The organism is Oligosphaera ethanolica, from assembly GCF_030814695.1.
GTDB lineage: Bacteria > Verrucomicrobiota > Lentisphaeria > Oligosphaerales > Oligosphaeraceae > Oligosphaera > Oligosphaera ethanolica.
Genome location: NZ_JAUSVL010000001.1, coordinates 5573842 through 5599450, shown reverse-complemented (window position 1 = coordinate 5599450; position 25609 = coordinate 5573842). Strand labels below are relative to the sequence as shown.

At 60.6% G+C, this 25609-nt stretch carries 17 protein-coding genes; 10 read left to right on the top strand and 7 right to left on the bottom strand.

Features of this window, described 5'->3' with window-relative positions:
* Positions 1–74: 74 nt before the first annotated feature.
* The 7 genes from J3R75_RS19340 to J3R75_RS19310 all read left to right on the top strand — a co-directional run bounded on the left by J3R75_RS19340 (position 75) and on the right by J3R75_RS19310 (position 13869).
* Positions 75–3722 (top strand): glycosyl hydrolase, encoded by a 3648-nt coding sequence (locus tag J3R75_RS19340; protein ID WP_307265264.1) that lies wholly within the window; start codon positions 75–77, stop codon positions 3720–3722.
* A 595-nt stretch (positions 3723–4317) separates the two neighbouring features.
* Entirely contained in the window at positions 4318–4818 is a 501-nt protein-coding gene (locus J3R75_RS19335; RefSeq protein ID WP_307265259.1) for a MarR family winged helix-turn-helix transcriptional regulator, read from the top strand.
* Positions 4819–4871: 53 nt separating this feature from the next.
* Complete coding sequence (locus J3R75_RS19330; RefSeq protein ID WP_307265256.1) at positions 4872–6137, top strand: Gfo/Idh/MocA family oxidoreductase; 1266 nt, start codon at positions 4872–4874, stop codon at positions 6135–6137.
* Between the two features lie 95 nt (positions 6138–6232).
* On the top strand, positions 6233–8806 hold the full coding sequence (locus J3R75_RS19325; RefSeq protein ID WP_307265253.1) for a hypothetical protein: 2574 nt from the start codon (positions 6233–6235) through the stop codon (positions 8804–8806).
* A 53-nt stretch (positions 8807–8859) separates the two neighbouring features.
* Entirely contained in the window at positions 8860–10200 is a 1341-nt protein-coding gene (locus tag J3R75_RS19320; protein WP_307265250.1) for a Gfo/Idh/MocA family oxidoreductase, read from the top strand.
* 944 nt (positions 10201–11144) lie between these two features.
* On the top strand, positions 11145–12509 hold the full coding sequence (gene murD / locus J3R75_RS19315; protein WP_307265245.1) for a UDP-N-acetylmuramoyl-L-alanine--D-glutamate ligase: 1365 nt from the start codon (positions 11145–11147) through the stop codon (positions 12507–12509).
* A gap of 49 nt (positions 12510–12558) precedes the next feature.
* Positions 12559–13869 carry a LysM peptidoglycan-binding domain-containing protein gene (locus tag J3R75_RS19310; protein WP_307265242.1) on the top strand — a complete coding sequence of 437 codons (1311 nt, stop codon included), beginning with the start codon at positions 12559–12561 and terminating at the stop codon, positions 13867–13869.
* Positions 13870–14001: 132 nt separating this feature from the next.
* Here the strand turns inward: J3R75_RS19310 and J3R75_RS19305 are convergent, their stop codons facing one another.
* Positions 14002–14841, bottom strand: coding sequence for a sugar phosphate isomerase/epimerase family protein (locus J3R75_RS19305; RefSeq protein WP_307265239.1), 840 nt, complete (start codon positions 14839–14841; stop codon positions 14002–14004).
* A 418-nt stretch (positions 14842–15259) separates the two neighbouring features.
* Here J3R75_RS19305 and J3R75_RS19300 point away from each other — a divergent pair, with 418 nt between their 5' ends.
* From J3R75_RS19300 to J3R75_RS19290, 3 genes are all read left to right on the top strand, one after another.
* Positions 15260–16441, top strand: a complete 1182-nt coding sequence (locus tag J3R75_RS19300; protein ID WP_307265238.1) for a glycosyltransferase family 4 protein — start codon at positions 15260–15262, stop codon at positions 16439–16441.
* Positions 16442–16526: 85 nt separating this feature from the next.
* Complete coding sequence (locus J3R75_RS19295; protein WP_307265236.1) at positions 16527–19361, top strand: right-handed parallel beta-helix repeat-containing protein; 2835 nt, start codon at positions 16527–16529, stop codon at positions 19359–19361.
* 79 nt (positions 19362–19440) lie between these two features.
* Positions 19441–20463: an NYN domain-containing protein gene (locus tag J3R75_RS19290; RefSeq protein ID WP_307265233.1), complete on the top strand. Its 1023-nt coding sequence runs from the start codon at positions 19441–19443 to the stop codon at positions 20461–20463.
* 23 nt (positions 20464–20486) lie between these two features.
* Here the strand turns inward: J3R75_RS19290 and J3R75_RS19285 are convergent, their stop codons facing one another.
* The 6 genes from J3R75_RS19285 to J3R75_RS19260 form a co-directional block, all read right to left on the bottom strand.
* Positions 20487–21383, bottom strand: coding sequence for a hypothetical protein (locus tag J3R75_RS19285; protein ID WP_307265231.1), 897 nt, complete (start codon positions 21381–21383; stop codon positions 20487–20489).
* Positions 21384–21475: 92 nt separating this feature from the next.
* Positions 21476–22720 carry a type II toxin-antitoxin system HipA family toxin gene (locus J3R75_RS19280; protein ID WP_307265230.1) on the bottom strand — a complete coding sequence of 415 codons (1245 nt, stop codon included), beginning with the start codon at positions 22718–22720 and terminating at the stop codon, positions 21476–21478.
* On the bottom strand, positions 22717–22956 hold the full coding sequence (locus J3R75_RS19275; protein WP_307265229.1) for a helix-turn-helix transcriptional regulator: 240 nt from the start codon (positions 22954–22956) through the stop codon (positions 22717–22719). Before J3R75_RS19275 ends, J3R75_RS19280 begins: the two co-directional genes overlap by 4 nt.
* A 193-nt stretch (positions 22957–23149) precedes the next feature.
* Entirely contained in the window at positions 23150–23446 is a 297-nt protein-coding gene (locus J3R75_RS19270; RefSeq protein WP_307265227.1) for a HigA family addiction module antitoxin, read from the bottom strand.
* A gap of 9 nt (positions 23447–23455) precedes the next feature.
* Complete coding sequence (locus J3R75_RS19265) at positions 23456–23734, bottom strand: type II toxin-antitoxin system RelE/ParE family toxin (RefSeq protein ID WP_307265226.1); 279 nt, start codon at positions 23732–23734, stop codon at positions 23456–23458.
* Between the two features lie 504 nt (positions 23735–24238).
* Positions 24239–25582, bottom strand: coding sequence for an alpha-glucosidase/alpha-galactosidase (locus tag J3R75_RS19260; RefSeq protein WP_307265225.1), 1344 nt, complete (start codon positions 25580–25582; stop codon positions 24239–24241).
* Positions 25583–25609 lie beyond the last annotated feature (27 nt).

Below are 25609 nucleotides of genomic sequence, written 5' to 3'. Positions count from 1 at the left end.
TCGGGCGATTGATGCCCGGTGGATGGAGTTCATAACCCAAAGGACAGGCGATGAAAACAAGGACCATGCTGGCAATGTTGTGTGTAGTTGCGCTGAGCGCCGTGTCGTTCGGTGCCGATCTGGCAGCGGGCTTTCGGGAGCCCCCGGTGCCCGCGTGGCCGCAAGCGTGGTGGCATTGGATGGACGGCAACATCAGCCGCGAGGGCATCAAGGCCGATTTGGAGGCCATGAAGGCCGCCGGTGTCGGCGGCGCGACCATTTTGGACATTTCCGGGGGGCTACCGCCGGGGCCGGTGAAGACCCTGTCGCCAGAGTGGTTTGAGATGGTTCAGTACGCGCTGGAAGAGGCGGCGCGGCTGGGTTTGGAAATCAGCCTGCACAACTGCCCGGGTTGGTCGTCCAGCGGCGGGCCCTGGATTGAGCCGGAGCACGCCATGAAGAAGCTGGTGTGGACGGGCTCGGTGGTGGCGGGCGGTCGTCGGGTCAGCGAAAAGTTGCCGCAGCCGAGCGCGACGATGGGTTTTTACCGCGACATCGCGGTGCATGCCTATCCAAGCATCGCGGGTGACGACTTCCGTTTTGCGGCGAGTAAGCCGTCGGTGACGGCGTCCTTTGCGCCTCCCGAGGAAGCTGCGAAAGTCCTGGACTGGAAGGACGCCGTGCGGGTGCCGCGGCCGACTACAGAGGCGCCGCAGTACATCACCTTTGCCTTTGCGGAGCCGCTGACGGCGTCACTGCTGAGCATTCATTTTGGTGGCAATCAATGGCATAGTCTGCGCGTGGCCTTGTTGGTATCCGATGATGGCGAGACCTTCCGTGAGCATGTCCGGCCGGGGACGCTGCGGCCGCCACAGGGCCAAGTGACCTTCCCGACTTTGCATAGTCGTTTTGTGCGCGTGCAGTTCCTGTCCACCAGCGAGGACATTTGCCGCGTGAGCAACATCAGTTTTTCGCCCGGGTTCCGCATTCCGAATATCGCTGGCAAGAGCTTTGCCAGCCTCGATAGCAACATGGAGACCGGCCCCGCGCCCGACGCGGCGTCGATCATTGCCCGCGAGGGCATCATTGACATCAGCGACAAGATGGCCGCTGACGGCACGCTTGACTGGGAGGCCCCAGCAGGGCAGTGGACGATCCTGCGCTTTGGCTATACCCTCACTGGTCGCCGAAATCACCCCACGACTCCAGAAGGGCGCGGTCTGGAATGCGACAAGATGTCCAAGACTGCCGTCAAGGTCGCCTGGGATGGCATGATGGGCAAGATCGTTGCCAGCGCCGGGCCCTTGGCTGGCAAGTCGCTCATTGGCGCCTTAATTGACAGCTATGAGGTTGGTCCACAGAATTGGACGGACAGTTTTCGGGACGACTTCATCAGACTGCGTGGCTATGACCCGCTGCCCTTGCTGTGCATTGTCACCGGCCGCTATGTGGAGAGCGCCGAGTACTCCGAGCGTTTTCTGCAGGACTTCCGGCGGACCATATCCGATCTCTTCGCTGAATGTTACGCCGATTATTTTGCGGAGTTGGCGCATGGCAGCGGCATGCAGTTTGCGTCCGAGCCCTACGGCGGGCCCTTTGACAACCTCTTGCAGGGGCGTTCGGCGGATGTGCCCATGGGCGAATTCTGGGGCGGGAGCAACAACACTGGCAACGCCAATCTGGCGGGCAATATCGCCCACGTCAATGGCCGGGTGTATGCCGGCGCGGAGAGTTTCACGGCGACGCCGCGCAACGGCCGTTGGCAGAGCCATCCGGCGCTGCACAAGGCCCAGGGTGACAACGTCTTTTCCCAGGGCGTCAACCGCTACATTTTCCACAGTTACGCGCATCAGCCGTGGACGGTGAAGACGCCGGGGATGACCATGGGCCAGTGGGGCTTCCATTTCAACCGGCACAACACCCTGTGGAACAGCTATAGCGCCTGGCTGGACTACGTCAAGCGTGCGCAGTTCATGTTGCAGCAGGGGCGTTTTGTGGCTGACGCGCTCTATGTCGCCCGGGAGAACACGCCGTCCTCGGCGACGTGGTCGCCGGGGCTTCCGGCTGGCTATCGTGGTGACTGCTGCGATGCGCGGTCGCTGATCGAGCAGGTGACGGTGCGCGACGGCCGCGTGGTCTTCCCACATGGCATGTCTTATGCGATGCTGATCGCCTCGCAGACCAGTGAGGTGTCGCCGGCGTTGCTGCGGAAGCTGTTGGTGCTGGCGCAAGACGGCGCGGTCATCCTCTTGGGCGAACGGCCGTTGTCCCCGCTGGGGCTGAGCAACTATCCGGCGGTTGACGCGGAGGTCGCGGGGCTGGTTGCGGAACTCTGGGGCGACCTTGATGGTAAGGAGCGCGCTAGCCGGGCGTTGGGCCGTGGCCGCGTCTACTATGGCGTGCCGCCGCAGCTTGTGCTCAATGACCTGGCGTTGCCGCCCGATGTGTCTTTTGAATTTGCGGGGCGGTCGGGCCGGATGGTGTCACTGCATCGGCGAACGGACGACGGCGCGGACCTTTATTTTGTCAGCAATCAGCAGGATCGTTTTGTGGAGTTTACCGGCGTGTTCCGGGTGTCCGGGCTGTTGCCGGAGCTGTGGGATGCGGAGACGGGTACGATGCAGCCAGCGTCGGCCTTCAGTGAGCAGGGAGGCTTGACGCGGGTGCAGCTGCGATTGGAAGCGGCCGAGTCGGTTTTCGTCGTCTTCCGGCAGAAGCGTCCGGCGCAGTATGTTGCGGCCAGCAGCTGGACGACTGCTGCCGGGGAGAAGATTGACCGTCCCGAGTTGATCATTGACAAGGCCGAGTACAATGCTGTTGAGGGTGGCGGCGGCCGTGACGTCACCGAGCGTTTGCGCGCTCAGATCAAGGACGGCTTTATCGCCATGGAGGCAAGCAACAGCAATCTTGGTGGCGATCCCACGCCCATGCGCGTCAAACAGCTTGTCGTTGACTATCGCGTGGATGGCAAGCCGTTTAGCAAGGTCATTCCCGAGCACGGTTACTTCGAGTTGCCGGAAAGCAGCGGCACGAAGGGCCGCCTGGACTACCGAGTTGTGACGCGTGATGGCCGGAAGCAACTGCTGGCATGGGAAGCAGGCAGCTACACGGAAGTTGACAGCCTCGGTCGCGAGAAGAAGACAGTGGTGCCCGCCGTGCCGGCGAAGATGGAGCTTGCTGGGCCGTGGGAGGTCCATTTCCCGGCTGGACTGGGCGCGCCGGCAAGCGTCGTTTTTCCGGAATTGATGTCCTATACGCGGCATGACGATCCCGGAGTGAAGTATTTTTCCGGCACGGCGAGTTATCGCAAAACGGTGACCTTGCCGGCCGGGTATGCCGGCGGCGTAGTGACCTTGGAACTCGGCACAGTGCAGGTGATCGCGCGGGTGCTGGTCAATGGGCGGGACATGGGCATTGCTTGGCGACCGCCCTACAGGGTGGAGATCGGCGATGCCCTTAAGGCCGGTGAGAACAGTTTGGAGATACAGGTCAGCAACCGCTGGGTCAATCGGCTTATCGGCGACGAACAGCTGCCTGATGACGCCGAGTGGAAAAACGAAGGCTCCATGGGCGGACGGGCCCTCAATGCCTGGCCGCAGTGGTTCCTTGATGGCCAGCCCAGCCCCAGTGGTCGCATCGCCTTCACGACTTACAAACATTGGTATAAGGACGATCCGCTGCTCGATGCCGGTTTGCTGGGACCCGTTGTACTCTGCCCAGCCGTGACCACCACCTTGGAGTGAATCAGCGTGTGTTGGGGGGGGCGCTGACACAGTCGCAACCCCAGGCAGGCGTCACCTTCCCACACGGGTGAAAGCACCCGGCATGGGTGCGACATAGCAAGCAAGTGAGTTCCATTGCCCATTCGGCCCCAGTCAGTTGCGCCGACTGGGGCCGAATGGGCCGAGGAACACGGCCATAATGGGCGCGCTACCCAGGGCGGCGCTCCGCCTTCGGCGTCGCTTGCCCTGGGCTGGTATGTTTCGCGCTTTCAGCGCTTAAATGCCGCCGGGACGGCGGCGCTCCCAGGAGTCGAATCAGTCCCCAATCAGTCCAAGGCGTCGGGAGTCAATCCCCACGGTCCAATTCGTCCCCACGGTCCAATCCATGGGATCATGCCTCATGAGTCCGTGAGTCCTCGCCCCAGTGCGCCGCGCCAATTAGTCCGCACGGTCCCTGGCGTTCCTTGGAACCGCCAGTATCAATGAGTGAGGCATTACCGCTGGTTTTGAGATGAATTATCATGTAGTTGCTTAGGGGGTTTTGGGGTATATACTACAAGATGCTTCGGTTATTTTATCGAATAGTTTGGGTTTTGGGTGAAGGGGAGAAACGGCCATGGCATTAGATCACTATTTTTTGATGTTGCGGCAGGTTGACGAAGTGGTTCGTCAATGCATGGTTGATTTCAACCTTCAGCGGCGGGATGAGAATCCCTTGTCGCAGTTGCGGGGGCGTCAGATCAACCTGTTGTTGACGATCACTCGCCATGAGCCCTGTTCGCTCAATGACGTCATGCGTTTGCAGGGGCTGTCGGCGTCAGCGGCATCGACGGCGGTGGACAAACTGGTGCGGGGCGGCTTGGTCAAGCGCGAGATCAACGCGGCCAATCGTCGTAGTGTGCTGATTACGACCAAGCCGGAAATACACGATTTTCTGGCTGAAATTGAGCGTAATGTGCAGGCTCGTCTGATGGAATTGCTCAAGAGTTGTCCCCAGGACGAATTGGATCGCATGGACAGGGCCAGCGAGAGTTTCACCCGGCATTTGGAGACCGGACTGACGAAGGATGCGAGCATGTGCCGGTTCTGCATGAACGTGGCCAGCAGCGCTCAGTGAGCATAAGCACATTTCAGCGGATTGAAGTAGCAGCCAGCAAAGGGCTAGTGATTATGAGCAAGAACACGGGGATTACCCGACGGCGTTTTCTGGGCGGTTCCGCCGCGGTAGGCGCGGCGTTGCAGATTGTTCCGAGCAGCTATGTGTTTGGTGGACCGACGGCGCCGAGTAATGTCATCACCCGGGCGGTCATTGGCACGGGCGGCATGGGCATGGGCCACGTCACCAAATATCCCCAGACGCTGGCGGTCTGTGATGTGGACAAAGCGCGGCTGCAACGGGCTGTGGATAAGGCCGGCGGCGATGTCAGCGCTTACAGCGACTGGCGCGAAATACTTGATCGCGACGACATTGACACGGTGCATATTCCGACGCCGCCACATTGGCACGCGCAAATCGCCATTGCCGCGGCGAAGGCCGGCAAGGATATCTATTCGGAGAAGCCGGCAACGCACACGCTGGCGGAGAGCCGGGCGTTGGTTGAGGCCGTGGAGCGCGCCGGCGTGGTGTATCAGGCAAACACCTGGGGTCGCGGCAGTGGTCATTTCATGCGCAAGCTGGTGGCCAGCGGGCTGCTTGGCACGCCGCTAGCGGTGTGTCTCAATCCGCGCTATTGCCCGACGGGCTTCAAGATTCGCCAGTGGAGTGGCCGGCCAAATCTGCAGCCGCAGGCGGTGCCGGAGGTGCTTGATTATGACATGTGGCTGGGGCCGGCGCCCTACAAGCCCTACAATGCCCATCGCGTGCACGGCAGTTTTCGCGGCTACTGGGACTACGATGAAGGCGGTTTTGGCGACATGGGGCAGCATCATATCGATCCCATTCAGTACGCATTGGGCAAAGACGACACTGGCCCCGTCGAGGTTGAAGCGGTCGCGCCGTGGCCGCAGCATCCCGACGCCTGTGGGCTGTGGGGGACGATCTACCTTAAGTACGCCGACGGCACGACCATGATCATTGAAAGCTGGGAGTGGGGCGAAAAGACCACCGAGGGCCGGCCGCTGCTGGAAGGCCCCAACGGCAAATACTGGGGCGGCAACCGCCTTGAGCCAGCCAATTTGCTGGAAGAGCTGCGGCATTTTCCCGACCCGCCTAGGCTGCAAAGCTGGGAACACGCGGTGCGCACCCGCGAGAATGTCCACGGCGCCAAGCCCAATGTCTGGCAGGCGACGCGGTCGGCGGACATTCTACACCTCGCCTCGCTGGCCGTGCGCCTTGGCCGGAAAATCACCTGGGACCCCGTCAAGCAGAACTTCCCGGACGATGCCGACGCCATGCGGCTGGCCAGTCCGCCGCGCCGCGCACCGTGGCTGCTGTGAGGATGTCTGGCCCAGCCGCGCGTCGTTGCGCGCAACGCGGGTGAACACATGGGTGACATACGGCCGGAATAGGCCGATCAATCGTAGGGATGACTATGCTTACAAAACATTTTTGCCGGGTGATCGTGGGTTGCGCGGTGTGGTGGAGCGCGGCTGTTTTTTGCCAGACGGTGGATGAGATGTTTGCCGGTGGTTTGCCGGCGATCCGCGCCTGCTGCCAGCAGTTGGTTGACGCAGCGGAGCGGCCGGGGAAGGACGACACGGTTGCACGCGTGGCGCTGCATGGCCTGTGCGTCAAGGCACGCAAGGGCGCTGCGGCCCAGCCCGTCGAGATGGCTTTGCTGGAAACGCTGACGGCGGCCAAGGGCCCCGAACTGCGCAATTTTGTTCTCGAACAGCTTTTTCTGGTGGCTAGTGACGCGTCATTGCCGGTGCTTTTGCCGCTGGTTGCCGAGGCTGATTACAGCGATGCGGCTCTCCGCGTGCTGCTGGGCATGGACGGCGCCCGTGAGCGCGTTGCCGCTGAGCTTGTGCGCTTGTTTCCGGCCCTGACGGGCGTGTGTCGCGACGGCGTGGTGCAGGCATTGGGCGAGCTCAGCGCTGCGGCTGCCGCACCTGCGCTGGTGCCTGATGCGTTGGGTACGGACCGCCACCGCCGGCAGCTGGCCATCACGGCGTTGGCGCGCATGAATGACCCCGCCGCCGACCAGGCCTTCGCGGCACTGCTGGCGCGGCGTGGGGAACTGGGCGGCTACGATGGCGCCATGTTTGACGGCGCCTACGCGGAATACCTCGGCAATCTCGCCGCCTGGGGCCGCAGTGCCGACGCGCTGCGGCTAGGCCAAGAATGGGCCCAGCGCGGGCCGGCGGTCATTCAGAGCATGGCCCTGGCCGTCTATGACCGCGTTGACAGCGATGAGGCCCGGGCGCAGCTCCTCACCGGCTTGGAAGCGGCGACTTTGGCTGTGCGCTTGAGCGCGGCCAGGATTCTAGGTCAGCCGCAGTACGCATCACTCGCGCCGGCCGCCGCGGGCATGCTTGATCCGGCGCGGCCCGAGATCGCCATGCATGTCTTGCCGTTGCTGGCGTTCTGGGGCAATGCCGCGGCGTTGCCAACAGTGGAAAAGGCCATGGCCTGGGAGGACGCGGCGGCGCGCGCGGAAGCCGTCGCCACGGTCGTGACACTGCTAGGCGACAAGGCGTTGGCGCGCTTGCAGAGCCTGTTTGCGGATGAGCGGCCCGGCGTGGCCGACGCGGCGACGCGCGCTGTGGTGGCGCTGCCTTTGCCCATTGGCGGCGCGTTGGTGGACATGGCTCTCGCCGCGCCCCCGGCGCTGCGGCCGGCCCTGCTGAGCATTTTGCAGCAGCGTCGTGAGCGCACTCAGATTGCTCGTCTTGCCGTACTGGCTGACCAGGGCGACACGGCCACCCGCCAGGCACTCTGCCAGCTCTATGGTGTGCTTTGTGCGCCGGAGCAGCTGAGTTTCCTCTTTGAGCAGATTGTTGCTGCCGGCGCGGCAGGTGACGACGACTGGCTGGGCGCGGCTGAAAAAGGTTGCGCGCAGGCCTGCCGGCGTTTTGCCGATCCGGTGGCGTGCATGACTTTGTTGCGCCGCGCATACGAGAAAAGCGGCAGCAAGGCCCGCGCCGCGTTGTTGCGGGTTGCCGCTGTGCCCGCCAATGACGACGCCATGGCGTTGCTGCGTTCGGCGTGGCAGGAAGACGACACTGTCGTTAGCGAAGCGGCCCTGCGCGTGGCTGCGGACTGGCCGACGGTTGCGGCACTGCCGTTTTTGCGGACGATTGTCCAGGCCGAAGCTGGCAATGCTCTTTGGCAGATATTGGCGTTTCGCGGTTGTGTGCGGCTGATCCCGCGGCAGAGCATCGGTCGTGGTGAGCAGCTTGCCGAGTTGTCGGCTTTGCTTCCGGTGGCGCGGCGGGTTGAAGAAAAACGCCTGGTGATTGGCGCGATGGGTGGCATTGAGGACAGCGCGGCCTTCGCGCCACTGCAGGGCTTCCTCACCGACGATGCGCTGAAGCGCGATGCGGCCATGGCCATACTGACGCTGAGCGAAAAACTGCGCAGCGGCGAATGCATCCGGCCTCTGCGTGCGGCACTGCCACTGTTCCGTGAGGGCAAGGAGCAGGAACGCGCCAAGGCCTGCATGGACTTGTTAGGCAAAAATGCCGGCCGGGTGCTGCGCTGGCAGGTTGCTGGGCCCTATCGCGAAGCCGGTAAGAGCTTCACGGCGTTGCATGATATGGCCTTTGATCCGGAGCTGGTTGACAAGGCTGGCGCCGTCGAGTGGCGGGTGACCGACACTGATGACAAGGGCCGGCTGGACTTGCGTAAGGTCTTTGGCGCCGGTTCGGCCCAGGCCGCCTGCTATGTGCGCTGCATCGTCAGGGTTCCTGAAGACCAGGCGGCGGTGGTTTCGCTGGGTAGTGATGACGGTGCCAAGGCCTGGCTGAATGGTAAAGTCATTGGCGAAAAGAATGTCCCCAGGGCCTATGTGGTTGACGAGGATCAACTGCCAGTGACTTTGCAGGCCGGTGACAATGTCCTCTTGATCAAGGTGGGGCAGGGCGGTGGCGACTGGTGCGTCGGTGCCGCTGTGCGCGCCGGCGATGGCGGGCCCATTGCCGAGCTCGTGCTGGCTCTGCCTTGATGACTCAATAAATTCTCTCTAGTTTGATGCAACAAGCGAAAAGGACGATGACGATGGATGTTACTCGACGGGATTTTGTCAAGGGCGCCGGCGCGGCCGGGCTGGGCTCTGTGATGCTGGGTGGCAAGCTCTTTGCGCAGGCGGCGCCGGCAGCGGCCAGTACGGAAGCCAATAGCGCCATACGCGTCGGCTTGATTGGCGCCGGCGTGCAGGGGCGCGTGTTGGCCGAGTGCATCCGCAAGATACCCGGCGTGCGTTTTCAGGCCATCTGTGACATCTGGGACTACAACCGCAATTACACCGCTCGGCGTCTCAAGGCCTACAAACAGCCCGTCAACGCCTACGAGGACTACCGCGAGATGCTTGAGAAGGAAAGCGGGCTGGACGCAATTGTGGTCGCCACGCCCGACTGGGTACACGCGGAGCACAGCGTTGCCGCGTTGCAGGCCGGCAAGCACGTCTATTGCGAAAAGGAGATGGCCCACGACTTGTCTGCGGCGGCCGCGATGTGTAAAGCCGCCGTTGTGAGCGGCAAGGTCATGCAGATCGGCCACCAGCGCCGCAGCAATCCCGTCTATCAGCAGGCGTACAAGATGATCCACGAGGAAAATCTCTGCGGGCGGCTGACCCAGCTCTATGGCCAGTGGAACCGCACGCCCGAAGCAAAGCTCACCTGGCCCGAGAACCAGCCGATGACGCCGGAGATGCTCAGTAAATACGGCTATGCCAATATGGACGAGTTCAAGAACTGGCGTTGGTACCGCCGTTACTCTGCCGGCCCGATCGCCGACCTCGGCAGTCACCAGATTGACATCTTCAGCTGGTTCCTCAACGCCGAGCCGTCGCACCTGCTCGCCATGGGTGGCCAGGATTATTTTGATGACCGCGAATGGCATGAGGATGTCGTCACCATCTACGAATACCAGACGCAGTTTGCCGGCAAGAAGGGCTCTGCCCGCGCATACTACCAGGTGCTCAACACTAGCGGTTGGCAGGACTATTTCGAGCGCTTTAATGGCGATCGCGGGTCCATCAACTTGTCGGAAAACGGCCGCAAGTGCTATTACATCCCAGGCGCCAATGTGGATGTGCCCGACTGGATGAAAAGCGTGGAGCGCATTCAGGTCGACGGGCTGTCAGCCGTGCCGTTGATTCCCGCCCTGAAGGCCAAGAGCCCCGAAATGGCCGCCGTCATGGACGAGTTTGACGCCAAGCAGGGCCACCATCTGCACCTGGAGAATTTCTTCCAGGCCGTGGCCAAGAATGACGCCAAGGCCGTGAATTGTCCGCCTGCGGTGGGCTACGCCACGGCCGTCGCGGTGCTCAATGTCGTGCCGGCGATCGAACGCGGCGGCGGGGTGAGCTTCCAGGACAGCGACTTTGTTGCCCAGTAAAGGGCACTTCCGGGCGTAATCGGGCGGCCATTGATATTGGCTGCCCGACATGCCTCATTCTGGCGCGGTGGGATGCGACGTACCTAACCAATGTGGCGCCCTCCAGGCGCGATTTTATGTGTGTTGCCACACCCCGGGTTGCGGCGCCCTCTGGGCGCCTCACCCGGGGTTATGCATGGTGCGGCCCTCCGGGCCGAACTTGGCCGATCTGGCGACTTGATTTGTCCGATTCGGGTCGAAAACCACCATCGTTTAATATCCATGTTTTGCGCCGTAGGCGCTTAACTATGCTTAATCCCAGGCTGTAGCCTGGGGACGCCGCCTGCCAACCGACAGTGCCTCGTAGAGGCACCACAGTTTTGGTTATCAATCACTCCTATGAAACCTGCTGCCGCAAAGGTCGGCCATTGATATTGGCTGCCCGACATGCCTCATTCTGGCGCGGTGGGATGCGACGTGCCTGGCCAATGTGGCGCCCTCCAGGCGCAATTCCAAGTTGTTGTCACACCCCTGGTTGCGGCGCCCTCCGGGCGCCTCACCAGGGGTTATGCATGGTACGGCCCTCCGGGCCGAACTTGGCCGATCAGACGACTTGCTTTGTCCGATTCGGGTCGAAAACCACCATCGTTTAATATCCATGTTTTGCGCCGTAGGCGCTTAACTATGCTTAACCCCAGGCTTTAGCCTGGGGACGCCGCCTGCCAACAGACAGTGCCTCGTAGAGGCACCACAGTTTTGGTTATCAATCACTCCTATGAAACACGCTGCCGCAAAGGTAGGTGGAAATCAAGGTCGGATGGCTGGACGGCGGCGGGCCGTGGGTTTCCTGCAAATTGTCCCAGCGAAGCGCAGGGGGTGTACACTGACCGGTTACATTTCCGGGCTAAAAAAATTGTATTTTTGCCGTAACTTTTTCATGCGCAGGGGCTATATTTGGATTCACTATGAAAAGCCTCTGTGGACAGACCGTTCTTGTGCTTGGCGCGGGTGCCAGCGGCCTTGCTGCGGCGCGGCTGGCGCAGACTGTCGGGGCGCGGGTCATATTGCTTGACAGTGGCAGTGGCGAAGCGCTGCAGCGTGAGGCAGAGGTCTTGCGTTCCGAGGGCATAGATGTCCGCCTTGGCTGGCTGGATCCGTTTTGGAACGCCGCCGGTGATTTGGCGGTCATCAGCCCAGGGATTACCGCCGATGGTGTTTTGGGGCGTTTAGCGTCATCGCTATCCTGTCCGGTTCAGAGTGAATTGGCGTTTGGCGCGGGTTATTGCCCCTGGCCGATGCTAGCCGTAACGGGTACGAATGGCAAGACGACGACGGTTGAGATGCTCACCCACGCATTGGCTGCGGGTGGCTTCTGCGTGGCTGCTGGCGGGAACATCGGCATGCCCTTGTCGGCTTTAGCCCTATCGCGGCCGGCGCTGGATTGGCTGGTGGTCGAGGTTAGTTCCTTTCAGCTGGAGCGACCGGCGGGCTTTGCGCCTCGCGCTGCGGCTTTGCTCAATATCACCCCGGACCACCTCAACCGGCATGGCAACATGGACGCTTATGTGGCGCTGAAGATGTCGCTGCTGGAACTCCTGCAGCCCGGCCAGCCGGCCGTGCTTAACTATGACTTGCTTACTGACGAGCGCGTAAAACGTGCTCTTAACGGGCGGGCCTGCGTGACGTTTAGTGCCGATGCAGCGGCTGGCGCCGATTTTTATGCGCACGCTGGTCAGCTTTGGCGTCGTGGCCTGAACGAGCCCCTTCTGGCGCTCAGTGAGGTGTCTTGGCAGGGCCGACACAATGTTGAAAATGCATTGGCTACGTTGGCTTTGGCAGATAGCGCCGGCATAGACTGCCGGCGGCTTGTTCCTGGCCTGCGCAGCTTTCGCACCGGCGCCCACCGCATGAGCGTGGTTGCCGAAAAAGGCGGTGTGCGTTTTGTTGATGATTCGAAGGCGACGAATGTCGACGCGCTGATCCAGGCCTTGGACGTTTTTGGCGGCACGCCACCGGCCATTGCCCTTATCGCCGGCGGTGTTGACAAGGGCTGCAGCTTGGACGAGGCTCGGCCCCAGCTGCGCCGCTATGTTAAAAAGGTCTTTCTGATTGGCGCCTGTAAGGGGCGCCTCGCCGCAAGCTGGGGCACTGATGTGCCCTGCGAGCAGTGCGCCGACCTGCCCGAGGCCGTGCACAAGGCCGCGCGGTGCGCGTCGCCGCAAGGCACGGTCCTGTTGTCGCCAGCCTGCGCCAGCCAGGATATGTTTACTGATTATGCTCATCGCGGCCGCGTCTTTGCCGACGCAGCGGCCACGTGGTCCGCAATATGAATTTGGTGATAGTCACCCACAAGTCCAGGGAGCTCCAAGGAGAAAAAGAATGAAAAAACATGCCACACACACCAGTCGCTTGATTGTCGGGACCTGCGCCGGTCTCTCCGCAGTGATGCTTTGCTGCAGCGGTTGCACAGCCAAAAAAGAGAAGATCGCCACGGGCAACTTCCTGATGGACAACCGCGGCATCATTCCGCCGCCGCATGCCAAGCCGGTCACTGCTGCAGTCGTGTCGCCGGTGAAGGCTGAGCAACCCCCGGCGGTATCCGAGCCACGGGAGTTGCTGTTGCCGCTGGAGCAAGAGGGCGATATCGAGCAAGCATTTGTACCCGCCGAAGCGCCTACCGCTGGCTTGGCCCAGCCGAAGCCGCTTGTGGACGATACGGCTGTGCCTGTGTTGGCTGATGCGCCGCCTGCTGCTGTGAAATCCACGCCTAAGTCGGCTCCCCAAAAGCCGGCGGCGCCAAAGCGTAGTTACACCGTGGCCAAGGGCGATACGCTATCGGGCATCGGCTATCGCTATCGGGTCGACTGGCGTGACATCGCTGCCGCCAATGGCCTGACCGAAAAGAGCGTCATCCGGGAAGGCCAGGTGCTCGCTCTGCCTGACCATGCCGCGACCACGCCGCGGGCAGCCCAGGTGAAAAAGACGACGTCCAAAGCCGCTTCGGCAAGCAAGAGCAGCGCCAGCGGCACGAGCAAAGCGGCCAGCAGCAGCTCCGGCAGCAAGGCGGCCGCCGTATCCATGCCGGCCGATGGCGTTTACGAAGTCAAGAGCGGCGATAGCCTGTGGCTGATTGCCCGTCGTTTCAATCTTAAGAGCGAAGACATTCGCCGCATCAACAACCTCAAGACTGACGTCCTGCAGGTTGGGCAGAAGCTTCGCCTGAAAGACGGCGCTGCGGTTGACACAGCGAAGCCCGCGCCCGCCGCCACTTCGCTTGCGCCTGTTGCGCCTGTGGTGGCTCCGGTCGTGACTCTTGATAATGCCGCTCCTGTCCCGGCGGATTTGGCGCCGGCCAATGCGGCTGAGCCGACCGTGCTGCTGGGGCCGGTTATGCCCGTTGACCCAGCCGCGCCTGCTGGCGGCGATTTGCTGCCGGTGCCGCCTGTCGGTGCGGCGCTGGCGCCGGCGCCAGCGGTTGGCGGGGCGGCTGCGCCCGCGCCGGTGGTCGATCCCGCGCCGGCTCCGGAGGCCGCGAAGACCTTGCCGCACGCAGTTGCGGCTGGCGACAGCATCAAACAGCTGGTGGCCATGTATGGCTGCGCTGAAGACGAATTGCTCAAGGCCAACCCCGGCGTCAAGAGCGACGCCGATCTGAAACCCGGCATGACCCTGCAGATTCCCTTCAAATAAGGGCCTAGATCTGGAAGCATCTGATAACAGAATCCGGCGGTGACGGCAACATGCTGTCACCGCCGGATTTTACTTATGGGACGGTGTCGGCGTCGCGTTAGGTGGCGCCGAGGGGATATGGCGACTGGAATCTCAGAGTGTCTTGAGGTAATTGATGGCGCGGGTGATATCGCCGACGGGATCTTGGCCGACTTCGCGTTCGATGGCGAAGTAGCCGTTGTAGCCGATATCGCGGAGGTTCTGGACGTAGTGCGGCCAGTCGATCCAGCCGCTGCCGAGGGGAACCTCAAGGCGTTTGCCATCGGGCTGCACTAGTGCGTCCTTGGCGTGAGTGTGGATAATACGGTCGCCGAGGACTTTGACGCCTTCCATGGGCTGGTATTCGGCGAAGGCCTGGTCGCGGTCGTAGGGCTGGCCTGCTTGCTGCATGTACTTGGCCGGCCAGAGAATGAGATTGGCCGGGTCGTAGTTCACGCAGAGGGCGCTGCTACCGACATCGTTGATCATGTCCATGAGCACTTCCGGCGGTTCGGGGCCGGTCTCGACCGCCAGACGCGCGCCAACTTTCTCGCCGTGACGGCAGATTTCACCAAAAGAGTCGGCAAAACGCTGCCATTTGGGGTCTTGACGGCTGTGGGGAATGACGCCGCAGTGGCCCTGCCAGATGCCGCATTCCAGGTCGGCTGCGTACTGGAGAATCTCCTTGGCGTCGTCGATGTGCTGGCGGAGATTGTCGGGCACGCCGAGATCGACTTCGCCGCCCCAGGCGCAGATGGCCGATATTTCCAGGCCGAGTTCACGGATGTGACGAAGGAGCTGTTTGCGGCCGGCGGCGTCGAGGTCGCGGTAGGAAAAGCCCTTGACGCAGGCAAGGTGTACGCCGGGCACTTCCATGCGGGCCGCGAAGGCCATGCCGTCGTAAATGCCCATTTTCAGGTTGTGGACCATGATCGCGATCTTCAAAGCGGACATGCCGGGGACCTTTCTGTTGTCGGGTTGAACGATGTGTGCAGGGGAAAACGAAGCACGCCGGGCAATATAACCCGGTGACGACGGACTGAAAGAGGGGAAAGCGAGGAATGACGGACGGGTGGTGTTGGGGACTCCGCGGCGGCGCTGGGGTGAGGACTCACTGACTCATGAGGCATGATCCCATGGATTGGACCGTGGAGACTTTTTGGACCGTGGGGATTGACTCGTTGGACTCCGGGGACTGATTGGGGACTTCTTGGACTCCGGGGACTCCTGGCCGATTACGAAAAAAGGCATGCATTCTCGCATGACGGCGGGTGTAAAATGGCTGTTGGCCATTATGCTTAACGAATGTCCGGGTGTGAATATGTTTTCATGAAATGTTCTTGGTGCTATTTGCTTGAAAGACGTCGCAACGATGCCTGATAAACTCGACATATGCCATGTCATTACCCGCATGATCATCGGCGGGGCGCAGGAGAACACGCTATACACCTGCGCAGGGCATCTGGCGAAGGGACATCGGGTGACACTGGTGACGGGGCCGTCGCCTGGGCCGGAAGGTGAGCTATTGCAGGAGGGCTGTCCAGATGGGCTGGAGGTGATTGTGATGCCCGAGCTGGTGCGCGAGTTGTCGCCGCTGACGGATTGGCGCGCGTACCGGGCGTTGTTGCGGCTGTTTCGCGAACGGCGTTTTTCGGTAGTACACACGCATGCGTCGAAGGCCGGCATAGTGGGCCGAGTAGCGGCGCGGCGTGCTGGCGTGCCTTTCGTGGTTCATACGGTGCATGGCCAGGCCTTTCACGCGTATCAGTCGGCATTGGCGAACCGGCTGTATATCGCTGCTGAGCGCTGGGCGGCGCGGCATTGCGACCGTATTTACGCCGTGGCGCAGGCCATGATTGAGCAATGCGTGGCGGCGGGAGTGGCGCCGCGGGAGAAGTACCAGGTCGTGTACAGCGGCATGGACCTCGACTGCTACGTCAACGCCACGCGGGACGACGCGTTGCGAGTGGAGTTGGGCATCCCGGCTGACGCGTTGGTGGTTGGCAAGATCGCGCGGCTCTTCGAGCTCAAAGGGCATCAGGATCTGCTGGCGGCGGCACCTAAGGTGCTGGCGGCGGTGCCCAACGCGTATTTTCTGTTGGTGGGCGACGGCATTTTACGTGACGCCCTGGCTGCACAGGCTTTGGCGTTGGGCATCCGCGACCGGGTGATCTTTGCGGGGCTGGTGCCACCGCGGGACATCTGCCGTTACACGGCGCAGATGGACGTGCTGGTGCACCTGTCCTTGCGTGAAGGGCTGCCGCGCGCCGTCGTGCAGGGGCTTGCCACTGGCATCCCCGCCGTGGCCTATCCCCTGGATGGCACGCCTGAAGTCGTAATACACGGCGAGACGGGGCTGCTTTGCCCCGTGCGGCAAATAGACGCCATTGCCGCGGCGTTGACTGAACTGTTGCTTGATCCCGAAAAACGGCGGGCGATGGGCCAGCGCGGGCAGGACGAGGTCCGCAAGCGCTTTCCCTGGCAGCGCATGGCCGATATACTGGAAGACGAATACAGTCGCGGCGTGGCCGCATACATGTCGGCGCACAACTAGCCGGCGACATAGCCTTGGCGCAGCGACTGCCTCATGAATGCTGTTGATTTCCGAAGTGCGAGAAGCCAATAAAGGAGAAACCCAGATGACGAAATTCACACTCTTGGGCGGAATGCTGTCGGGCCTGTGCTTAAGTGTCGCGTTGGTGTCTTGCCAGAAAACTGGCGGCGACGTCGCCGGTTTTGGTAAGGACGGGGATATTCGATCTGTCGTACCGGCAGCGGGCCTGGAGAAGGGCCGCCGGACCACGCCACCCGGGTTGCATTTTTTCGTTTCGACAGAGGGCAATGACGACTGGACGGGCTTGGAGCCGGCGTGGGTCAAAGAGACGCCGAATGGCCCGTTCCGGACTTTGGCGAAGGCCCAGGCGGTCGTTCGTGGTCTGCCGCGGCTGCCGGGGCTGCCGGTGACCGTGCATGTGCGTGGTGGTGTGTACCGCATTGAGGACGCCTGGCGTTTCGAGCCCAAGGACAGTGGTCTGGCCGATGCGCCAGTGGTGTGGCAGGCTTACAAGGACGAAAAGCCCGTGGTCAGTGGCGCCAGGGTCATTGACCAATGGACGCTTGCTGCGGACGGCACCTGGATGGCTGAGCTGCCGGCAGTCGCCGCTGGCAGCTGGGATGTCAATCAGCTCTTCGTCAACGGCCAGCGTCGTCAGCGCTGCCGACTGCCGAAGAAGGGCTTTTTCCGCATGGCTGGACCAGCCGTCATCTGGAAAAACCGCGATGAGGCCAATCGCAACCCGCGCAGCAAGGACAGTTTTCTGTACAACGAGGGCGATGTGGAAGCCTGGGACGACATTCGCAACGGCGTGGTGTGGATGTACAATTCCTGGACGGCGTCAATCCACCACCTCGCGGAAATCACTCCGGCTGAGAAGACCCTGCGTTTCACCAAGGGCATGCAGTGGCCGATTGGCCATTGGGACCGCAAGCAGCGTTATCATGTGGAAAATGTCCGTGCGGCGTTGACGGATCCGGGCGAGTGGTACATGGATTACGCCACGGGGATTTTGAGTTACCTGCCCATGCCGGGTGAAACGCCGGCAAGTTGCGTGGTCGAGGCGCCGGTGGCGCAGCAGCTGCTGGTATTGCAGGGCGACAGCGAGGTCGGTCAGTTTGTTGAGAATTTGGTCTTCTCGGGCATTGCCTTTCATCACAACGCGTTTGTGATGCCCCAGGACGCCATGCACGACGGGCAGGCGGCAGTGGGCCTGACGGGCGCCGTCTACACCAACAGCGCGCGCAACTGCCGTTTTGAGGACCTGAACATTGCCCACACGGGCACCTACGGCCTGTGGTTTGCCAAAGGCAGCCAGGACAATGTGCTGATCCGCTCCGAACTGCATGACCTCGGGGGCGGTGGCGTGAAGATCGGCGAGTCTGGCGGCGAAAGCAATGAGGCGACGGCTTGCCGCGGCAACACGGTGGAGAACTGCTTCATCCACGACGGCGGCGTCATCGCGCAAGCGGGCGTTGGCGTGCTGATACTGCGCAGCAGCTACAACACGCTTCGGCACAACGAGATTTGCGATTTGTACTACAGTGCGGTGTCGGTGGGCTGGTCCTGGGGCTACGCGCCGTCGAGCGCGAATCACAACGTCGTGGAGTACAATCACCTGCATCATATCGGCTATGGCGTGCTCAGCGATATGGGCGCAATCTACACTTTGGGCATCTCTCCGGGAACGGTCCTGCGCGGCAATCACATCCACGACATCTTCTCCTACAGCTACGGCGGTTGGGGGCTCTATACCGACGAAGGCAGTACGGAGGTGTTGATGGAACACAACGTAGTGTACAACACCAAGTCGGGCGGTTTCCACCAACATTATGGTCGCGAGAATATCGTGCGCAACAACATTTTGGCCTTTTCGCACGAGGGGCAGATCATCCGTTCGCGGCAGGAAGCGCATTCTTCTTTTACGGTCGAGAACAACGTGGTGATCTTTGACAATGGTCGGCCTTACGGCGGCAACTGGGGCAATGGCAATTACCTCATGCGCAATAACCTTTACTGGGATGTCACCCGCGAGCCCTTTGAATTTTCCGGTTATCCCTTGGCGGAATTCCAGCGCGAGGAAGGGCAGGAGCTGGGGTCGGTCATTGCCGAGCCGGGCTTCGTCAATGCCGCAAAATTCAATTTTCACCTCAAGGAAGGCGCTGCGGCATATCCCTACGTAAAGGACGCCGTTGCGGCCATGGCCAAGGCGGGCTTGTACGGACCGTCGTGGTGGACGCGCAAGCCGGCGCAGAAGCAGTACAAGGAGGTCATCCCAGAGATGATCCCGCCCAAATCTGAGCGGCCGCGCCTGGGCTTCCTGCGTGAGCTCAAGCTGGACTTCGCGGATGTCGCCGTCGGCGAAAAGTCGCCCGTGGGCTCGACTAGCGGCGAAGATGAGATACTGGGCTCGTCCATCCGGGTGAGCGAAGAACAGCCGGCCCCCGGCGGCAAGCGCGCGTTGAAATTCGTTGATGCGGATGGTTTGAAATTCGAGTGGGAGCCCCACCTCGTATACAATTTCCACTGGCGCAAGGGCGTGCTGACGGGCTCTTTTGCTGTCTTTCTGAAGGACGACCAGGCGATCTGCTGGCACGAATGGCGCGACAGCTCCGCGCCCTACAAGGTGGGTCCGAGCATACGCTTCTACGGCGACGGCCGGCTCACCGTCCTCGACCAAGAACTGGCGCGCTTTCCCAAGCAGACCTGGCTGCAGGTCAAGATCGTCTGCAGCGTCAATCCCGATGCGCCGGCGACCTACGATCTGGAAGTCACTCCCGCCGGTGACGAAACCAAGGTCTTCAAGGGGTTAGAATACGGCTCCAAGGATTGGAAGGAGCTCACTTGGGTCGGCTTTGTCAGCGAAGCCAAAGTGCGCTCGGAATTCTTCCTGGGCAATGTGGATTTTACCCGGAAGTGAGCAGGGGAGTAGGGACGTTGGTGAGTGCCCTTGCGCAGCCACCAGAAAGTAATGAGCGCATAGTGTGAGAGGGTCATGCATGGAGTCGCATGGAAGCCAGAAGAAAATTGCCGTACTCATCGACGCGGAAAATACCGCGTTGTCAACCTTGAAAGCCGTTTTGGAGGTGATTGCTGGAAAAGGGCACATCACGTTACAGCGAGCGTATGGCGACTGGTCTAAAGATGGGCTGAAAAGGTGGCGAGATGTCTTGAATGAAATGGCCATTGAGTCCGTACATCATTTTGCCTGCACAAAGGGTAAAAACGCCAGCGACGGCTTGATGATTATTGACGCCATGGACTTGCTTTATTCCAAGGAGTTCGACGCGTTTGCGCTGGTTACCAGCGATAGTGATTTCACTGTTCTTGCCAAGCGGCTACGGGCATCGGGACTGTGGGTCATTGGCTTAGGTGAAAAAAAGACACCTGAATCATTCAAGCTTGCTTGCGATGATTTCGTGCGTACCGACAGTTTGGCAGCGGCAGCGACGCCTGCGGCCGAGACCGCTGAGGCCAAAAACAGCAACACTGCGAAAAACAAGACGGCCTCGCCGGCTGCCAAAACGGCCTCACCGGCTGCCAAAACGGCCTCGCCGGCTGCCAAAACGGCCTCGCCGGCTGCCAAGACGCCCTCGCCGGCTGCCAAGACGCCCTCGCCGGCTGCCTCGCCGCCCTCGCCGGCCTCGCCGGCAAAAACTACTGCAAATGCCGAATCCAAGAATGAAGTCATAGCGCCGCCACAGCCTCCTCCTCCGGCCAGTCCATCGCAGAATAAAAGCGATGCTAGCAAGGTCGTAAGCGCGGCGGCTCAGAGTGGCGTGGCCGATGTTTCAGAGATTATTCTGCTGCTGAAGGCGGCGTGGAAAGAACGCCAGCGGGATGGTTGGATTGATTGTTGTGGTGCCGCAGCCTTTGTGAAAAAAGCCAAGCCCGACTTCATCCCAAAAACATACGGGGCGCGTAAATTTACCGACCTAATCACGTCTCTCCCAGACGTATTTGAGTTCCATAAAAGCCCTGGTACTCCTGCAGGCAGGTTTCTTTTCCGACCAAAAGAATAAGCCTTGGGGACGGCCCGTATGCGCTACTTGTCGGCAGTATGAGGAGGACTGGCTTGCTGGTCCTCCTCGTCGAAGGCGTTAACCAGATGCCAATGCCGGCAATGCGGGCAGCGCTCATAGTTCTTGTGGAGAAGGCTGAGGCCGAGAAGTGGATGGGTGTAGAGTTGTCCACATTCGGGGCACCTGACCTTGCCGCGGATGAGCTTTTGGAACCATCTTATGCCGTAGGTGATGTAGGCAAGCAGCCCTCCCATGGCCGCAAAATAGAGCAGCACCCACAGTTGCAGGACGATTGCCCACACGCCGGTGCCGAGGCCGAACGTGTTCTTTTTTGCCAGGAAAATGGGCAGATTTCCCAGCAAGTGCAGAGCCATGCAGGCAAGCATACCGCGAGCGACTCGCCTGTGCTTGACGATGAGCACCAGCGCCGTCGCGGTGAACGCTGCGTGCATGATGCACACCATTACTCGCTCGCCAATGTAGCCATTGAGCATGTACCATGGGTATTTGGCTATTTCCGGTGACTTTGCCAGCAGGCAGGCGACCGTCCACGCCTCGCCGACTCCGAAGCCCAGCCCGATCGCCAACGCGGAACGATGCACTGGCAAGGATTTCAGGCGGAGGTAACAGTACGGGATCAGCAGGGGCCAGAGTTTGGCAGGCTCCTCCGTGATTGGGGCGTACAGAAGACTGAGGGCGTGGTAGACCTCGTTCTGTCTCCCCAGCGCTGAGGCCAGCCAGGCATCAAGGGGCATGCGGATAAGATGGAATGCCAGCGCGTTCATCGGCAGCATGAGCAAAACCAGCATGCCCAGAAAGGGCCGTTCTTCGCCTGGCGCACGCAGAAACAGTACGCCACCGACGAGCGTGAGTGACAGCACGCTGACAATCATGGCGGCAATGGTGATGTCTGCTGGCATGGTCGTGTTCTCGCAATATGTGCGTGGAGGAGTTGGAACCAAGGCGAGGGACGGCAAGCGACGTTACGTGGGCGTGTTGGCCTGGATGGTGTTCACGTCAATGCCTGCAGCAACGTCGTTACGCGTTTGTCCACGATAGTGGTCAGTAGTTTGTACATCTCGTCATCGCCGGTTGCCTGTCGCAATGATTGGCTCGGCAACGCTGCCTGCAGTGCTTGACAGAAGCTAACGAGGCGCTCGCGCAGTGGGGGCCAGCTGAGCGAGGCTTCCTGCGTCATCTTCTGCCAGTGGGCGGGCGTGATGGCGTCAATAGAGTCGCATTGGCCGATTTTCATAGCCGGTTTTTTAGACAGTTCGGGCCATGCCAGGGTGCAGACGATGTCGTAAGCTGGTGCGAGGCGGCGGGAGCCATTCTGGTATAGCAGCGAGTAGTTCTTGCCGTGTGCATCAGCGTTTCCGACCAGCATATTGAAGATCACTGCGTTCAGGAAGTCGCGGATGTCCAAAACCGGCGCTGACGACCAGCTTCTGATCATGGCGATGCAATCACGTAGCAGGGGGCCGCCTTCCTGCTGGTATTTCCTTTCGGGGGGGTAGCCCATCGCTTGGCAAAAATCTTCTTGATGAATACGCTGGACCGTTCCAGCAGAGTCAATCATTCGGTCATAGCGCTTGATGAGCAGGCAGGGTTTGCCGGCAATGGTTAGCCTGAACAGGTCTGGTACGGCCAACCCTAGCGCTTTTGCCAGTGTCATGCAGAAAACCTCAGCAGCAACCAAGCCAGGAAAGCGCTCCGGTTCGGGCTTGAGGATGTGTGTGCTTGCAGAACTACCCAGAGGCAGGAAAAACGTGTCTTTGTCGAGGATGATTGGCAGTTTTCCCTGGGCGCCAGCCAGCGACAAGCGCACGCCTTCGCGTCCTGCCAGGAGGGGCCGGCGTGGCAACTCAGCAATGATCTCATTGAGTTCGGTGGTCGTGAGCCGCCGCCGTGGCTGGGTGTCGTTTTCTGGCAGTGCCGTGTCTGTTGGCAGTAGACAGATGGCGCCGGCGCATTCGCCCCCAATGCGTTCAAGGATGGCGAAATCGTTGCGCTCACTGACTCCGAGAATTGCCGCTATCTGCTGTCGGGGGCCTTCGTCAGGAAGGACGCCAGCGAAGAATGGCCGGGCTTCTTTGCCGCGAAAAGCCTCGTTGCGTAGTGGCAAGGACCGCGATATGGGTATGGCGTCAGGATTTTGCAGCCAGGTGGGAGCGTAGCGAAATCCCAGTAGGCCGTTGGCGTCCTGGCTGAGCGTCCCGACGAGATTGCGGTTCAGATATACGGTCAGCTGTTTCATGGCGTCTCGTTTGGCCTGATCATATCGCTGGCGCACAGGGTCAGGGAAAGGCCCAGTGCCTGGAGAACAAGGAGCATTTTGCCGGTTTGGCAGCTGGGTTTGCCCCTTTCGAGGTCGATGATGAAGCGCAGACCGGTGCCGGCGGCCATGGCCAGGTCTTTCTGGGTCGCCCCGAGTTCCTGCCGTCGCGCCCGGATCGCCTCGCCGAGTTCGCTGGATGTGGTGGGTGTGTTCATGATTACCGATCGGTAATATTATCCACCTGGAGCGCACTGTCAAGAAGATTATTACCGATCGGGAATGCGGTGGTTGCCAAGCCGGAATAAGCAGAGCGTTATTCCCGATCGGGAGTGACACTAGTTCTCAATAGGGTAGTAATCGACGCTTGCAAAGCTACTCAGCCGTATGGGCTAAGGGGGGCGGGGAAACTCAACCCGGGATCAGAATGGGAATAGCGTCAATGCCTGAGCCGGCCAGCATTGCTGCTAGGCAGAGATCATAGTTTGACTGAAGATTGCACCAGAATTCTGGGCCGGTTCCGAAGTACCTGCCCAGGCGTAGAGCGGTATCGGCGGTGATAGCGCGGGTACCCCGGCTAATGGCGTTGATGCGTGGAGTTGGCACACCGATGTCCATTGCCAGCTTGTTTTGGCTGATACCCATTGGTTTCAGAAACTCCTCAAGGAGGATTTCGCCGGGATGAATCAGATTTGCAGTTCTGATCATGGTTTTCTCCTAATGGTAATCGACGATTTCAACGTCGAAGGCATGTCCTTCATACCACGTAAAGCAGATGCGCCATTGGTCATTGACGCGAATACTGTATTGGCCTTTGCGTTTGCCACTGAGGGCCTTGAAATGATTGCCGGGTGGAATTCGCAACGTTTCCACTTGGGTAACTGCTTCGAGCATATCAAGTTTTCGCAGAGCAATGCGTTCGATGCCACGGAACTTCCGGCTATTACCGGTCCTCTTCAAGAGCTCTGTGTCATGACACTTGTAACTTTTTATCATCACTATGCCCCCGTTTCCCTTATACCATATAACGCCATGCGTTAAACGCAAGGCGTTATTAAATTTTAAGCGGCCTTCTTCGTAAGTGTTCCGCCATTGCTGCCAGGCTTTTCTGCGGCCATTTGTTTTCAGCGTTAAAGGCGCGGCCTAAGAAAGCCCGGGGCAAGCACCCGGAGGGCGTGTCGCCCTGGGTAAGAGTCCTATCCGAAAGGAGCCCGGTAGGGGCGACCTAAAAAACACACCGTGGAGGGCGCTTAGGTACAGCATAGGGAAGACACATCGTTCCATTGCCTCTCTGGCTCCAGTCAGCTTCGCCGACTGGAGCCAGAGAGGCAATGGAACACGAGCAATACAGGCGCTCTACCCAAGGCGTCGCTCCGCCTTCGGCGTCGCTTGCCCTGGGCTGGTATGTGTCGCGCTTTCAGCGCTTCTGCCGCTTCGCGGCAATACAATGTCAGACCGTCCACCGCGTTCACCGCTGGCATCCGTGTTTGCGGGCGCCGTTTACTTGTATTCCGGGAGCATATTGTCTCTGTCGTGGGCTTCGAAGAGATCGTCGCACATGCTGCGGATATCGTCGAGGGAGAGTTCGGCGCGGGTATGGGGGTCGAGCATGGCCGCTTGATAGACGAGGTCGCGGGAATGGGTGGCGGCGGCCTCGATAGTTAGCAGGTGGACATTGATATGGGTCATGTTGAGGGCGGCGCATTGGAGGGGCAGTTTGCCGACGTGGCAGCCCTGGACGCCGTTGCGGTTGACGAGGCAAGGCACTTCGACGACGGCTTCGGCGGGCAGGTTGCTGATCAGGCCGTTGTTGAGGACATTGCCGCCGATTTCGTAGGGCTTGTCGCAGAGGATGGACTCCATGATGTAGGAGCCGTACTCGTGGGTGCGCTGGTGTCCGAGTTTCTTGTTGTGGACGATTTCATCGCGTTGTTTGCGCCAGCTGGCGATCTGGTTGATGCAGCGGCGGGGGTATTCGTCCAGCGGGATATTGAATTCCTGGACGAGTTCGGGGTATTGGCGTTTGATGAAGTAGGGGTGGTATTCGGCGGTGTGTTCGGACGACTCCGTGTTGTAGAAGCCGAAGTTGCGCATCATCTCGTAGCGGACCATGTCGTTGTGTTTAGTGCCGTCTTTTTTGCGGGCGCTGCGGTTTTTCTTTTCGGCGGCCTTTTTGATTTCGGGGTAGAGGTCCTTGCCGTCCTTGGTGATATCGAGTAGCCACGCCATGTGGTTGATGCCGGCGATGCGCCAGGTGACGGGCTGGTATTTGTCCCACAGCTCAAGGGATTTGAGCAAGTGGCTAGCGCAGACTTGCACCGAGTGGCAGAGACCGACGACTTTAATGCCGCAGTGACGCAGGAGATAGCCGGTGAGAGTGGACATCGGGTTGGTGTAGTTCAGCAGCCATGCGTCCGGGCAGACCGCGCGCATGTCGTTGGCGAAGCCTTCGAGGACCGGGATGGTGCGCAGCGCGCGGAATATGCCGCCGATGCCCAAGGTGTCGGCGATGGTCTGCTCCAGGCCGTACTTTTTGGGAATTTCAAAGTCGACGACAGTGGAGGGCTCGTAGCCGCCGACCTGGATGGCGTTGATGACAAAATCGGCGCCGCGCAGGGCCGCCCGGCGGTTGCGGAGGCCGAGGTAGGTGTTGATGCTGGCGCGACTGCCGTTGATGTTGGCATTGAGATTGTCCAGCATCATCTTGGACTCTTTGAGGCGTTCGGCATCAATGTCATAGAGGGCGAACTGGGCGTCGCGGAGGCAGTCGGTGAGGAGACTGTCGCCGATGATGTTTTTGGCGAAGACGGTACTGCCGGCGCCCATGAAGGTAATTTTCGTCATGTCTGCGTTCTTTCTGGTGGCTAATGC